Source organism: Allorhizobium sp. DMC15 (assembly GCF_056314065.1).
The window spans coordinates 612994-626967 of sequence record NZ_JBQUZB010000003.1 but is presented as its reverse complement, the minus strand read 5'-3'; the positions used below and the strand labels follow the sequence as shown (position 1 = coordinate 626967).

Genomic DNA, 13974 nt, shown 5'->3' with positions numbered 1-13974 from the left:
CAAAGCGACATTGCGATCGGGCGGACGAGCGGCTAAATCGGTGTCATGAGCGATGCAAAGAAGATCTCCGACGTCCTGCGTATAGCAGTGGCACAGTTCAATCCGACGGTTGGCGACGTGACTGGCAACCTTGCCAAAGCGCGCGCGGCGCGCGCCGAAGCGGCCGGGCAGGGGGCCGATCTCCTGCTTCTGACGGAGCTCTTCATTTCCGGCTATCCGCCGGAAGATCTGGTTTTGAAACCGGCTTTTCTGAAAGCCTGCCTCCAGGCCGTCGAGACGCTTGCGGCCGATACCGCTGACGGCGGGCCAGGCGTGATCGTCGGCTTCCCGCGGCAGGGCGAGAAGGGGCGGCACAATTCCGTGGCGATCCTGGATGGTGGCAAGATTCTCGGCTTCCGCGACAAGATCGATTTGCCAAACTATGGCGAGTTTGACGAAAAGCGCGTCTTTGTCGAAGGCGAGATGCCGGGGCCGGTCAACTTCCGGGGTGTTCGGATCGGCGTTCCGATCTGCGAAGAGATCTGGAACGATCTCGGCGTCTGCGAGACGCTGGCCGAGACGGGTGCGGAGATCCTGCTCGTGCCGAATGGCTCGCCCTATTATCGCGGCAAGGTGGATGTGCGTCATCAGGTGGCGCTGCGCCAAGTGATCGAGACGGGCCTGCCGCTGATTTTCGCCAACCAGCTCGGCGGACAGGACGAACTGGTCTTCGACGGCGCGAGCTTTGCCTTCAACGGTGACAAGTCTCTCGCCTTCCAGATGAGCCAGTTCGAGGAGACCCTGTCAGTCACGACCTGGCGACGCACGGCCGAAGGCTGGCGCTGCGATCAGGGGCCGATGTCGCGGATCCCTGAGAAGGAAGAGGCTGACTACCGCGCCTGCGTGCTCGGTTTCCGCGATTACGTCAACAAGAACGGCTTCAAGAGCGTGGTGCTCGGTCTCTCGGGCGGTATCGATTCGGCTATCTGTGCAGCGATCGCCGTCGATGCGCTGGGCGAAGAGCGTGTGCGCACGATCATGCTGCCCTACCGCTATACCTCGCAGGAAAGTTTTGCCGACGCCGAGGCCTGCGCCAAGGCGCTCGGCTGCCACTATGACATCGTGCCGATCCAGGACCCGGTCGAGGGCTTCCTTTCGTCGCTCTCGGACATGTTTGAGGGGACCGAGAGCGGCATCACCGAGGAGAACCTGCAGAGCCGCACGCGCGGCACGATCCTCATGGCGATCTCCAACAAGTTCGGCTCGATGGTGGTGACAACCGGCAACAAGTCGGAAATGTCGGTCGGCTATGCGACGCTCTACGGCGACATGAACGGCGGCTTTAACCCGATCAAGGACCTCTACAAGATGCAGGTCTATGCGCTGTCGGCCTGGCGCAATGCCAACGTTCCCCCGGGTGCACTCGGTCCCTCGGGCGAGGTGATCCCTGCCAACATCCTGTCAAAGGCCCCGTCTGCGGAGCTTCGGCCGAACCAGACCGACCAGGATTCACTGCCGCCCTATCCTGTTCTCGACGACATTCTCGAATGCCTGGTCGAGAAGGAAATGGGTGTCGACGAGATCGTCGCACGCGGTCACGACATCGCAACCGTGCACCGGGTCGAGCACCTGCTCTATCTCGCCGAATACAAGCGCCGCCAGTCGGCACCGGGCGTGAAGATCACCAAGAAGAATTTCGGACGCGATCGTCGCTATCCGATCACGAACCGATTCCGTGATCGCTGAGTGATCCGGAACGGGCGAGAGGAAGCAGCATGCGCAGTTCCGTCGAAATCTTTGACATCAACACCCGCGAATGCGAGGTCGTCTGGCAGACGGAAGACCTCGTCGAGGCGCCGAACTGGTCGCGGGACGGCGAGTTCCTCGTCGTGAACGGCGACGGGCTGCTCTATGCCCTGCCGCTCGATGAGGAGGATCCGGAGCCGGAATTGATCGATACCGGTTTTGCTGTTCGGCTGAACAACGACCACGGGATCTCCCCGGACGGTGCCTCGATCGCCTTCTCGGACCATACGCTCTTCGGCAAGTCCTGCATCTATATGTTGGGTGACGGGGACGACGAACCGCGCCAGGTCACTGACAAGATGCCGTCCTACTGGCATGGCTGGTCGCCGGACGGAAAGGAACTTGCCTATTGCGGCGATCGCGGCGGTGTCTTCGACATCTACACGATCCCGACAAAAGGCGGGCCAGAGCGGCGGCTGACGCAGGGCGAGGGGCACAATGACGGTCCCGACTATTCGACTGACGGCCAGTGGATCTATTTCAATTCCAGCCGCACCGGCACTATGCAGATCTGGCGGATGCGCACGGATGGTAGCGACCTGCAGCAGCTCACCTCCGACGACTATGGCGACTGGTTCCCGCATCCGTCGCCAGATGGGAAGAAGGTGCTGTTCCTCTCCTATGATGCCGACGTGACAGGGCACCCGCGTGACAAGCAGGTTCGGCTGCGTCTGATGGATGCCGATGGCGGGAATGTCGAGACGCTCATCGAGTTCTTCGGCGGGCAGGGATCGATCAATGTGCCGAACTGGGCTCCGGACGGAACGGCCTTCGCCTTCGTGCGCTATTTCCCCCAGCCTGAGTGACGCTGTCGCTTTTGGTCTGTCCTCCGCAATCTCCGTCAAGTAGAACACCTGTGTCAGGTGCCTGCCGCAAGGCGGGAGAATCGGGAAGCCGGTGAAAATCCGGCACGTGCCCAACGCTGTGAGGCGGATGTGACGTGTCAGGGGAAACCCAGCCACTGGAGGAATCCGGGAAGGCGCACGTCGCGGATGATGCTCAGTCAGAAGACCGGCCTGGCGAGATAGACCGAACCCGCGTGGACGGCGGGTGGTTGCGCATTGTGGGGATTACGATGCACGACAAACCGAACGAGTTTCTCGTCCGGACAGCGCCCTTTGCCGAGCCAGACAAGGACGCCGTCTACCGCGCCATCCATACGCGCCGCGATGTGCGCGATCAGTTCCTTCCCGATCCGCTGCCGGACGATCTCGTGCGCCGCCTGTTGGGAGCCGCCCATGCCGCGCCTTCCGTGGGCTTCATGCAGCCCTGGAGCTTTCTGCTAATTCGCAGTGCAGCTCAGCGAGAGGCGATTTGGCAGGCGTTCAGACGCGCGAACGAAGAGGCGGAGGCGATGTTTCCGGATGAACGTCGCAGCGCGTACCGGGCGCTGAAACTGGAGGGTATCCGCAAGGCGCCTCTCAACATCTGCATCACCTGCGACCCGGATCGGGCCGGGCCCGTCGTGCTTGGTCGGACCCACAATCCGCGCATGGATGCCTATTCGACCGTGTGCGCCATTCAAAATCTTTGGCTTGCCGCCCGTGCCGAAGGGGTCGGTGTCGGTTGGGTCAGCATCTTTCACGAGGCAGACGCCAAAGAGATCCTCGGCATTCCGGAGCGCGTCGAGATCATTGGCTATCTTTGTCTTGGTTACGTCGCGGAACTCTACGATCGGCCCGAGCTGGAGGTGAAGGGGTGGCGAAGGCGCCTCGCCCTCGACGATCTGATCTTCGAGGAGCAATGGCCGGCGTGCGCGGGCTCCGACGAACTTACGTAAGAAACGCTATTCCTGCAAAGGCTGCGGACCGGGAGCTGCGGGCTTCGTCAGGTCGATGCTGCCGGTTTGCGGAGGCAGGAAGACCGGGCCGACACGACGGACGTTGAGCGCTGCCGCGTCGAGCTCTCGTACTGGCGCGGGGATCACTGCGTCGACCCGGGCTGCCGGCGCGTCTTGCGGCTTCACGGTAAGGATTGACGACTGATAGTCCGGCACGGCCGGGCGCGGGGTCATCCTCTGGTGGTAACGTCCGAAATCGCACTGGCATTGCGGATCCTCCGCCGGCCGGCGTGTGCGATAGACGAAGGCATTGGGCATGTCGCGATAGGGCTGTCCGGTCGCGGCGGATACCATGTCGGAGGTTTCGCCGGAACTGGCCGAATGGAAGAAGAGTTCGGTTTCGACACCGGGACACATCTGCTGGCATTGCGCGGCGTCCCGGGCAAAGTTGATGGCGGACGTGCGTGAGGAAATCGGGAAAAAGCCACCGTCGCAGGTTCGCACGCAGAGTGTGCGGACATCGCCGGTCGGCAGCATGCCGATCGACGGTCGGAAGGAGAGGGCCGCTTCAGCTGCGCGATCCGGTCGATAGGGTTCAGCCAGCGTGTCGAGATATGGAACTCGTTCGGGCTCTTCAGGCGCAGAGACGACGGTGCTTCCGCTATCGCAGCCATGATCGGCGAGCGCCTGCTCAAGCCGCGCCGTTTCAGCTTCGCCCAGTCCCTCGCGCAGCTCGACGAGCTTGCTGGTCAGGATCTCCCTGTTGCGCTCCATGCGTTCAAGTGCCTTGGCGAGATCGCCACAGTCACTGCCGCCATCGGCGCGGATCGTAGTGATCGACGAGGTGAGGCAGCGCAGCCGCCGCTGGTCCTGCCGAGCTTTGCGCAGTTCGAGATTTTGCTGCGCAATGGCTCCGGCATAGCGGTTGATGTCATCGGACGAGACCGTGGACCGCGCCGAAACAAGTCGTTCTCGCAGCCTCTCGCATGCCAGCGACGTGGCTCTGGCGTCCTGCAGGGTGGCTGCAAGGCAGGCGATGGCCATCAGGGGGGCGAGCAGTCTGGTCAGTGGTTTCATGGCTCCGACCGGGGTGCCTGGCGGTACACAACGGTTTTGTGTTTCCGGAGACACCATAAGGCAGTTGGCGCCAAAGTAAAATGACGGGTGAGAGAGCGGCTGCGGCCTGGCAAGGCAACCGCTCCCCGTGCGTCATGCAGCGCGCGCGGAAGCCAGCGTCATCGGTTGCTCCAAGACGGTGCCATCGATCGCGGCAACGGCTTTCATCCGATTGAGCAGATCGTGGCTAACCTCCCAGGAGACAGCCACCGCCTGGACCGTTCCGATGCGCTGGGGGTCGGCGATGCGTTCGCCGGGGCAACCCATGCGCTTGAACATCCGCTCGAGGAAGACATCCGTGACCGTGACGATGTGGCTGAGACCCGAGGCAAGTCCAAGTTCGCCGACACCGCACATGAGCTCTGCTGCAGCAATCGTCACCTGGTTGCTAGCGCGATCCTGGGAGATTTCCGGATCGATGCAGAAGCGGCTCGATTCCCAGATCGCGGCGCTGCGTATTTCGGGGCCCGGCCCTAGCAGTTGGGGGAAGGTGTCGTCGAGCATGTTCGGACCAAGCGTGGGAAGCAGCCGCAGAGCCCCGCGCAGCGCCCCGCTTTCACCGTAGGACAGGACGTAGAGCGGGTTCGCGCGGTCATAGTTGTCGATTTCCCAGGCGTCGCGCACCTGCACGTCCCAGCCGAGCAGGTCATGGAAGACACGCTTACGCAACCGATGCATGGCGTCGATATCGGCGGGAAACTGCTGGCGTCGTGCGCCGTTGATGATCCTGATCATGCTGAACTCCTTGAAGACCGTCGGAGCGGACAACATGGAGTTCATAGGAAATTCCTGAAACTGGCGGTGGCGCCAGCTTCACGGATTGCAATCTATGATATGATGGATCGTCCCGACTTCCGTCAGTTGGGCGTGCGGTCGGAGAGGCGGGGAATAATCCCTTGCCAGACGGCTTCGGCGACCGCCTGGGCATTGTTGACGACTTCCAATTTGTCGCGAGCATTGGCCATAAAGTAACGTACGGTACGCTCCGTGATGCCGAGTATGATCGCGGCCTCCCAATAACTCTTGCCGGCGGCGATCCAGGCCAGTGTCTCGGTCTCACGGCGTGTCAGCAGCGTCTTACTGCGGCGTCGCTGCGGCTTTCGTGTGGTCGACTTGGCGAGCCGCGCATGCAGTCGCCCCGCAAGGCTTGAGACATCGCGGTCATTCACGCGACGCCAGTCACCCCATCTGTCCTTCTCGTCCTCTGCCTGGACAAGAAGGCAGGCGCGGCGTCCAGGATGCGACAGCAGCGGATAGCCCACGCCGATCCGTGTGTTATCTCCTAAGCTGAACCGGCCGCTTGGATGAGGCGCTGATAGGGCTGCCAGATCGATTTGAACCGGTTCGATTTCGGAAAAGACGTACAAGAGCTGGTCGCGCAATGGGCGTTCCATGAGGAGCCGCGCGGTCCTTTTGGCGTCGCTCGGCCTGCTGTGAACCAGTCTGTTCAGTTTCAGCCGTTCGGAGCCGATCACACCGTCGACATAGATCACGGCGCCGGTTTGATAACTGGCCTGAAGCTTTTGCAGAAATGTGGACGGTTCGAACTGCTCCTGTTGGTCGAGCCAGTTCACTAGGTCGAAATACACGCCCTCTTGCCCCATCGAATGACCCTAGATTCTCAGGGATACAATTTCAGGGTTACAGCTCTGACTTGTCCAGCGTCAAATCTGCGCGCTTCCCGTTGTTGATTTTTTCGGGCGCGCCTCGTGTGGCGTCAAACTGTCAGCGGCCTTGGGCCCCGTTTCGATTGACTGGCTTTCTCACCCAGCGACAGATCCAATTCGGGCGTCCCACTCTTTTCGCAGGATCGCGTATTGCATGGTGTTTTCGTAAATCGGGAGACCGTCATCCCCGTTTCGGAAAGACACGTATTCCATGAACAGGCCTTCGCGGCGCATGCCCAGCCGCTCACACAGGCGCTGGGATGGGATGTTGTTATCCTCCACATAGGCATAGAGCCTGCGCGCCTGCTTGACCGAGAAAAGCCATTGAAACAGTGCGCGCGCGGCCTCGGACGCAAGACCTGTTCCGGAAAAGGCCGGATTGAAGTTCCATCCAACCGAGACCGTGTCGTCCTCCGGTACCGCGAACAGATCGCCGATAAGCTTATCCGTTCCGCTTAGGCAAACCGCAATGTATTCGTCGCTTTGGCTCCGACTTTCCGCCTCCGCCTTCGCGGTGCCCATGTCGTCAAGTTTCATGGACAGGAAACAACTGACCGACGGTTCCTGCAGATAGGCAAAGAGATCCTCGGCATCCTCCACCCGAAAATTCCTTAAGGTGAGGCGGGGCGTTTCGATACTCTCCATTCGAACACTCCGAGTTTCAGGGCCTGGCTTCCGAGCGGGAAGCCTGTCCTGACCGCCTCAGGCCTCCGGCTGGGAGGCCTCAACGACGGCCAAGGCTGCCATGTTGACCACGCCGCGCGATGTGACGGAGGTCGACAGCACGTGGGCAGGCAGAGCGGCGCCAAGCAGGATCGGGCCGACATGCAGCGCGTCCATCATCGTGCGAACGATGCCAAGCGAGATGTTGGCTGCGTCGAGATTGGGGAAGACCAGGAGATTGGCTTCACCTGTCAGGGTGCTGTCCGGCATGGCGCGCTTGCGCAAGGCTTCCGACAAGGCCGAGCCACCTTGCATTTCGCCATCAACCTCGAGATCAGGCGCTGCCTTGCGAATGATTTCGAGGGCCTGGCGCATCTTCGAGGCGCTGGCAGACGGACGGGAGCCGAAGTTCGAGTGGGACAGGAGTGCCGCTTTCGGGCTGATGCCGAATCGGCGGATTTCTTCCGCGGCTAGGATCGTCATTTCGGCGATCTCCTCGGCACACGGATCGTCCGTGACGAATGTGTCGGTGAAGAAGATCGCACCGCGCTGGGAGATCAGCAGGCTCAGGCCCGAGAAGTCGCGTACGCCCGGTCGCTTGCCGATAATCTGCCGAACATCGCGCAGGTGCCGATCGAAACGGCCTTCGACACCGCAGATCAGCGCATCGGCTTCGCCGCGCTTGACGGCGAGCGCGCCGATCACCGTCGTGTTGGTGCGCACGATGGTTCGTGCGGCTTCCGGGTTGATGCCGGCACGTCCGACGAGCGCGAAATAGTCGTCAACGTAGTCGCGATAACGCGGATCGTCTTCCGGGTTGACCAGCTGAAAGTCGACCCCGGGGCGAATGCGCAGCCCGTAGCGCTTCAGGCGCGTCTCGATGATCTGCGGGCGCCCGATCAGGATCGGCTCGCCGATGCCATCTTCGAGCAGCACCTGAGCGGCGCGCAGCACGCGTTCGTCTTCACCTTCCGCAAAGATCACGCGCTTCTTGGCGGCCGCCTTTGCAGCGGCGAAGATCGGCTTCATCACGAAGCCGGAGCGGAAGACGAAACGGTTGAGCTGGTCGAGATAGGTGTCGTAATCGGCGATTGGACGGCGGGCGACGCCGCTTTCGGCGGCCGCCTTGGCCACGGCCGGGGCGATGCGCAGGATCAGGCGCGGATCGAACGGAGAGGGGATCAGATAGTCCGGGCCGAATGTCGGCGTCTCACCGGTATAGGCACGGGCGGCCACTTCGGAGACTTCCTCGCGGGCGAGGGCCGCGATGGCGCGCACGGCGGCCATCTTCATCTCTTCGTTGATCGTCGTCGCGCCGCAATCGAGGGCGCCCCTGAAGATGTAGGGGAAACAGAGGACGTTGTTGACCTGGTTGGGGAAGTCGGAGCGTCCGGTGCAGATCATTGCGTCCGGACGGGCGGCCCGCGCCTCCTCCGGCATAATTTCCGGCTTCGGGTTGGCGAGCGCCATGATCAACGGGCTCGGCGCCATGCGGGCAAGCAGTTCCGGCTTCAGGACCCCAGCAGCGGAAAGGCCGAGGAAAACGTCGGCGTCGTCGATGCTTTCGGACAGCGACCGCTTGTCTGTCTCCTGGGCGTAGACTTCCTTCCACGGATCCATCAACTCGTTGCGGCCCTTGTAGACGAGACCTTCGATGTCGTGGACCCAGATATTCTCGCGCTTTGCACCGAGAATGACGAGCAGGTTGAGGCAGGCGAGGGCTGCAGCACCGGCACCCGAGGCGACGATCTTGACGTCCTCGATCTTCTTGCCGGCCAGTTCAAGCCCGTTGAGGATCGCGGCAGCGACGATGATCGCGGTCCCATGCTGGTCGTCATGGAAGACGGGGATGTTCATCTTCGCGCGCAGCTGGTCTTCCACCTGGAAGCATTCCGGCGCCTTGATGTCCTCAAGATTGATGCCGCCGAAGGTCGGTTCGAGGGCCGAGATGCTGGAGACCATCTGTTCGACGGTCGGCGCCTCGATCTCGATGTCGAAGACGTCGATGCCGGCGAATTTTTTGAACAGGACGGCCTTGCCTTCCATCACCGGCTTGGATGCCAGGGGCCCGATATTGCCGAGGCCAAGCACCGCCGTGCCGTTGGAGATCACGGCCACCAGATTGGAGCGGGCGGTATAATGATCCGCTGCGGCCGGATCGTCCTTGATCGCAAGGCAGGGGGCGGCAACGCCGGGTGAGTAGGCAAGGGCCAGATCGCGCTGGTTGCCGAGCGGTTTGGTGGCCTGGATCTCGAGTTTCCCGGGACGCGGATAGCGATGATAGAAGAGCGCCTGTTCGTCGAGATCGGCCGTCTTCGGAGCCGCTTCGGTCTTGTTCTTATCGTGGGAAGTCATCGGGTCACCGGCAAGTCTTGTCACAAATTGGTCTGTTCCCCTCATACACGAAACGGCCTCGAGTGGTAGACCTTAGTTGAAACCGCCTGCCGCAGACGTCCCGCAAAATCACGCGCGATGGCGGCTGAGCCCGTGTCATCATCCTGAAACACGAGTCTGATTTAGCCTTGCGCAGTCAGTGCAAGAGGATAGCGCCGTGGAAGACGCAAGCGAAATTCGCCATTTCAGGACCCTTTTCATCTCGGACGTCCATTTGGGTTCGAAGGCTGCAAAGACCGATTTCCTGCTCGACTTCCTTCGCACGCACGAGGCAGACACCATCATTCTGGTCGGCGATATTGTTGACGGATGGCGCCTCAAGCGGAGCTGGTACTGGCCGCAGCCCTGCAACGACGTTGTGCAGAAGCTCCTGCGCAAGGCGCGCAAGGGCACGCGGATCGTCTACATCCCCGGCAATCACGACGAATTCCTGCGGGACTTCCCCGGCATGCATTTCGGCGGGATCGAAGTCGCAGAACGAATGATCCACGAGATGGCCGACGGAAAGCGCTATCTGGTGCTGCATGGCGACGAGTTCGACGTGGTGGTGCGCAATGCCCGCCTGCTCGCTTATCTCGGTGACTGGGCCTATGACACCGCGATCGCCATCAACGTCATGCTCGCTGCGATCCGGCGCAAACTCGGCATGCCCTACTGGTCGTTTTCGGCCTGGGCCAAGCTGCAGGTCAAACATGCGGTCAACTTTATTGGTGAGTTCCAGCGGGTGGTCGCCGAAGAGGCGCGGCGTAATGAGGTGGACGGTGTCATCTGCGGTCACATCCATCACGCGCTGATGCAGGACATTGACGGCATTCACTACGTCAATACCGGCGACTGGGTGGAGAGTTGCACGGCGGTCGCGGAACATCCGGACGGTCGCCTCGAGCTTATCTCCTGGGCGCACAAGATCAGTGCCGCAGGTGCCCCGAAGGCTGTCCCCCAGATGGTTCCCGTGATGATCCCGTCGCTCGACGCCGCCAAGAGCGAGGGTGTTCGCGCCGCGTGACGCCGTGGGCTGTTGCAAAGGCGCCATCGCGCGTTGCAATCAGCTGGACGTGTCGCAATTAACGCTTCAGCAAGGATTACATCCCGCTCGTCGGCCGTTATAGTGCGCGACATTCAATCACGTGATTTGCGGACCGGGATTCGGCCGGCGCAGGTTTGGAAGTTGTCGCGCCCTTGAAGTCGGTTCAGTCTGAGAACGCCCATATCGAGATCGACCGCAACGCGCATGTCGACTACGACGTGATTCGGCTCAGCGGCAGCTGGAAGAACACCAGCCTTTCGGACATGATCAAGTCTGCAGGCCCCCTTGTCGAGGATGACGGCACGCGGCCCGAGGTCATCGACATTGATGGTGTCAACGCCATGGATACGGCGGGCGCCTGGCTGATCCGCCGGTTCATGACCCAGAGACGGGCACGCGGGCGGCAGATCGATTTGTCCGGTGGCGATCCGCAGATGCGCGAACTGATCGAAGCGCTGCCGGAACGCGTTGAGCCACCCGAGCACAAGCCCGACACGCGCAGCCGTTTCGAACGCATCTTCGACCCGATCGGTCGCCTGACGGTCGGTCTGTGGGAGGATGCGGTCGCGATGATGTTCGTGCTGGGTTCGGCCGTGCGCGGTGCTCAGACGAAACTCGGGCGCGGCGCCGGGGTCTCGCCCGCCTCGGTGGTCAACCAACTCGACCACATGGGCGTTCGCGCCGTGCCGATCATCGTCCTGATGTCTTTCCTGATCGGCGCAATCATTGCCCAGCAAGGTGCCTTTCAGTTGCGCTATTTCGGCGCGGAAGTCTTCGTGGTCGATCTCGTCGGCATCTTGCAGCTCCGCGAAATCGGCGTGCTGTTGACTGCCATCATGATTGCCGGCCGTTCGGGCAGCGCGATCACTGCCGAAATCGGCTCGATGAAGATGCGCGAGGAGATCGACGCGTTGAAGGTGATCGGTCTCAATCCGATCGGTGTCCTCATCTTCCCGCGTCTGGTGGCGTTGACGATCGCGTTGCCGCTGCTGACCATCGTCGCCAATTTCGCCGCGCTCTATGGGGCGGCCGTGGTCTCCTGGGCCTATTCCGGCATCACCTTCGAGGTCTTCATCACCCGACTGCACGACGCCGTCGATTATTCAACGCTTGCGACCGGCATGATCAAAGCGCCGTTCATGGCACTGATCATCGGTATTATCGCCGCCGTCGAAGGCATGAAGGTGGGCGGCAGCGCCGAATCGCTCGGTCGCCACGTCACCGCCTCGGTGGTCAAATCCATTTTCGTGGTCATCCTCGTGGACGGGCTCTTTGCCATGTTCTACGCAGCGATCGATTTTTGAGGAGCCGGAATGTCCGATCAGACGCCTTCCTCATCCCGCCCCCGCGAAGCTGTCCTGTCGGTCAAGGACCTGACGGTCGGCTTTGGCGACAAGATCGTGCTCGACAAGTTGAATCTCGACATCTATCGCGGCGAGATTCTCGGTTTTGTCGGGGCCTCCGGTGCAGGCAAGTCTGTGCTGATGCGCACCGTGCTTCGGCTCCTGCCGCGAAGGGCCGGGACGATCGAGATTCTCGGCGCCGATTACGATGCGGTCAGCGATGTCGAGCGCATGGCGCTCGATACGCGGCTGGGGGTGCTTTTCCAGCACGGCGCCCTATTTTCAGCCTTGACCGTCAAGGAGAACATTCAGCTGCCGATGCGCGAATACCTGGATCTGCCGCAATGGCTGATGGACGAACTCGCTTTTCTGAAGCTTGAACTCGTCGGCCTGAAACCCGATGCGGCGGACAAATATCCCTCTGAGCTTTCCGGGGGCATGATCAAGCGCGCGGCGCTCGCACGCGCACTCGCGCTTGATCCCGATCTTGTGTTCCTCGACGAACCGACCTCGGGACTGGACCCAATCGGTGCGGCAGAATTCGATGAACTCATCGCTCAATTGCGCGATACCCTTGGATTGACGGTCTACATGGTCACCCATGACCTCGACAGTCTCTTCTCCGTCTGCGACCGTATCGCCGTGCTCGGCCAGAAGAAAGTCATGGTTGAAGGGTCGCTCGACGACATGCTCGCCTATGATGATCCCTGGGTGCAATCCTATTTCAGGGGCAAGCGTGCCCGTTCCATTCCCCGCGCGGAGACAAGCGCCGCGCAGCCGGTAGAGTAGTCATATGGAAACCAAAGCCAATTATGCCATCGTCGGCTTCTTCACGATCCTGGTCATCGGGGCTGCCTTCGGCTTCGTCTACTGGATGGCGGAATATGGCCGCGGCGGGCCGATGGCCCCGCTCGCCATCCGTATCCCCGGATCCGCGAACGGCTTGAGCATCGGGTCACCGGTCCGCTTCAACGGGATTGCCGTCGGCTCGGTGCGCAATCTCTATATCGACAATGAAGATCCGGAGTTCTCCGTCGCCTTCACGGAGGTGCGGGCCGACGCGCCTGTGACCTCGGGCACGCGGGCTGTACTCGAAATCCAGGGCCTGACTGGCGCGGCCTATATCGAACTGTCCGGAGGCGGCAGCGGAAGTGGCGAGCAGATCCTGAAGCGGGCGATCGACACGGGTGAGCCTGCCATCCTGACCGCCGATCAGTCCAGCGTGACGAACCTTCTGTCGACCGCCGACCGCATCCTCAAGCGGGCGGACGACGCGATCGGCGAACTTCAGGGCTTCATTGTCGATGCCCGGGCGCCGCTCACCAACACAGTCCGCAACGCCGAGACTTTCTCGAAGTCGCTGGCCGACAATGCCAAGGGCATTGACGAGTTCCTGAAGAGTGTCAGTGCATTGTCCGATTCCGTCTCTGGTCTTTCCGGCCGCATCGATGGAACGTTGGCGGCCGCCGAAGATCTGTTCAAGGCGCTGAATTCGGACAAGATCGAGAAAATTCTCGGCAACACAGAACGGGCGACGGCGAGCTTCGCAGATGCTTCCGACAAGATCGGGCCGGCCATCGACAGCTTCCGTTCCACGGCGGATACCTTCCAGGCTTTCGGCAAGAATGCGGACCAGACCCTGACAAAGGTTTCCAAACTCATTGATGCCGTCGACAGCCAGAAGGTCGGCAAGGTGGTCGACGACGTATCCGTCGCCTCGGCCGATGCGCGCCAGGCGATCGCAGGCTTCCGCGACCTGTCGAACAGCATCACCGGCCGCAAGGACGATATCGACAAGGCGATCGACGACTTCACGCAACTGGCGAACCGTCTCAACAACGCTTCGACCCAGGTCGACGGCATCCTGAAGAAGGTCGATGCCTTCCTTGGCTCCGGCGATGCCAACTCCTTGAGCGTCGAGGCCCGCAAGACGCTGGAATCGATCCGCATGACGGCCGAAAATCTCAATGCGCGCATCGGTCCGATCGCCGAGAACCTGCAGCGCTTCTCAAGCTCCGGGCTGCGCGACATCCAGACGCTCGTCACGGACACGCGGCAGACTGTGCGGGGCCTGAACGATGCCATCACCAATTTCGACCAGAATCCGCAGCGCCTGCTGTTCGGCGGCGACACGGTCAAGGAATTCGACGGAAGGACGCGCCGATGAGCTCTCAAGCCAGCATGGATGAGCCGATGGAC

12 protein-coding genes and 1 riboswitch are annotated in these 13974 nt (G+C 61.5%); of the genes, 7 read left to right on the top strand and 5 right to left on the bottom strand.

What is annotated here, in order from left to right:
- Window positions 1-45 precede the first annotated feature (45 nt).
- The 3 genes from ACT53S_RS17320 to bluB all read left to right on the top strand — a co-directional run bounded on the left by ACT53S_RS17320 (window position 46) and on the right by bluB (window position 3565).
- Window positions 46-1725 carry an NAD+ synthase gene (locus tag ACT53S_RS17320; protein ID WP_476067884.1) on the top strand — a complete coding sequence of 560 codons (1680 nt, stop codon included), beginning with the start codon at window positions 46-48 and terminating at the stop codon, window positions 1723-1725.
- Between the two features lie 29 nt (window positions 1726-1754).
- Entirely contained in the window at window positions 1755-2591 is an 837-nt protein-coding gene (locus ACT53S_RS17315; protein WP_476067883.1) for a TolB family protein, read from the top strand.
- Between the two features lie 38 nt (window positions 2592-2629).
- Window positions 2630-2819: riboswitch (cobalamin riboswitch) on the top strand.
- Between the two features lie 41 nt (window positions 2820-2860).
- Window positions 2861-3565: a 5,6-dimethylbenzimidazole synthase gene (bluB, locus tag ACT53S_RS17310; protein ID WP_476067882.1), complete on the top strand. Its 705-nt coding sequence runs from the start codon at window positions 2861-2863 to the stop codon at window positions 3563-3565.
- A gap of 6 nt (window positions 3566-3571) precedes the next feature.
- Here bluB and ACT53S_RS17305 read toward each other — a convergent pair whose 3' ends face one another.
- From ACT53S_RS17305 to ACT53S_RS17285, 5 genes are all read right to left on the bottom strand, one after another.
- A complete protein-coding gene (locus ACT53S_RS17305; RefSeq protein WP_476067881.1) occupies window positions 3572-4642 on the bottom strand; it encodes a DUF2865 domain-containing protein in 1071 nt (356 codons plus the stop codon).
- Between the two features lie 132 nt (window positions 4643-4774).
- The gene (locus ACT53S_RS17300) at window positions 4775-5416 is read right to left on the bottom strand and encodes an acyl-homoserine-lactone synthase (protein WP_476067944.1); all 642 of its coding nucleotides are present in this window, start codon (window positions 5414-5416) and stop codon (window positions 4775-4777) included.
- A 122-nt stretch (window positions 5417-5538) separates the two neighbouring features.
- The gene (locus ACT53S_RS17295; protein WP_476067880.1) at window positions 5539-6285 is read right to left on the bottom strand and encodes a helix-turn-helix transcriptional regulator; all 747 of its coding nucleotides are present in this window, start codon (window positions 6283-6285) and stop codon (window positions 5539-5541) included.
- A gap of 159 nt (window positions 6286-6444) precedes the next feature.
- Window positions 6445-6993 (bottom strand): GNAT family N-acetyltransferase, encoded by a 549-nt coding sequence (locus tag ACT53S_RS17290; RefSeq protein WP_476067879.1) that lies wholly within the window; start codon window positions 6991-6993, stop codon window positions 6445-6447.
- A 57-nt stretch (window positions 6994-7050) separates the two neighbouring features.
- Window positions 7051-9366: an NADP-dependent malic enzyme gene (locus ACT53S_RS17285; RefSeq protein WP_113376619.1), complete on the bottom strand. Its 2316-nt coding sequence runs from the start codon at window positions 9364-9366 to the stop codon at window positions 7051-7053.
- A 196-nt stretch (window positions 9367-9562) separates the two neighbouring features.
- Here ACT53S_RS17285 and ACT53S_RS17280 point away from each other — a divergent pair, with 196 nt between their 5' ends.
- The 4 genes from ACT53S_RS17280 (at window position 9563) to ACT53S_RS17265 (ending at window position 13942) form a co-directional block, all read left to right on the top strand.
- Window positions 9563-10411, top strand: coding sequence for a UDP-2,3-diacylglucosamine diphosphatase (locus ACT53S_RS17280; RefSeq protein WP_113376618.1), 849 nt, complete (start codon window positions 9563-9565; stop codon window positions 10409-10411).
- Between the two features lie 173 nt (window positions 10412-10584).
- On the top strand, window positions 10585-11736 hold the full coding sequence (locus ACT53S_RS17275; RefSeq protein ID WP_476067878.1) for an ABC transporter permease: 1152 nt from the start codon (window positions 10585-10587) through the stop codon (window positions 11734-11736).
- A 9-nt stretch (window positions 11737-11745) separates the two neighbouring features.
- Window positions 11746-12564: an ABC transporter ATP-binding protein gene (locus ACT53S_RS17270; protein WP_113376617.1), complete on the top strand. Its 819-nt coding sequence runs from the start codon at window positions 11746-11748 to the stop codon at window positions 12562-12564.
- A gap of 4 nt (window positions 12565-12568) precedes the next feature.
- On the top strand, window positions 12569-13942 hold the full coding sequence (locus tag ACT53S_RS17265) for an MlaD family protein (protein WP_142068532.1): 1374 nt from the start codon (window positions 12569-12571) through the stop codon (window positions 13940-13942).
- Window positions 13943-13974: the final 32 nt, after the last annotated feature.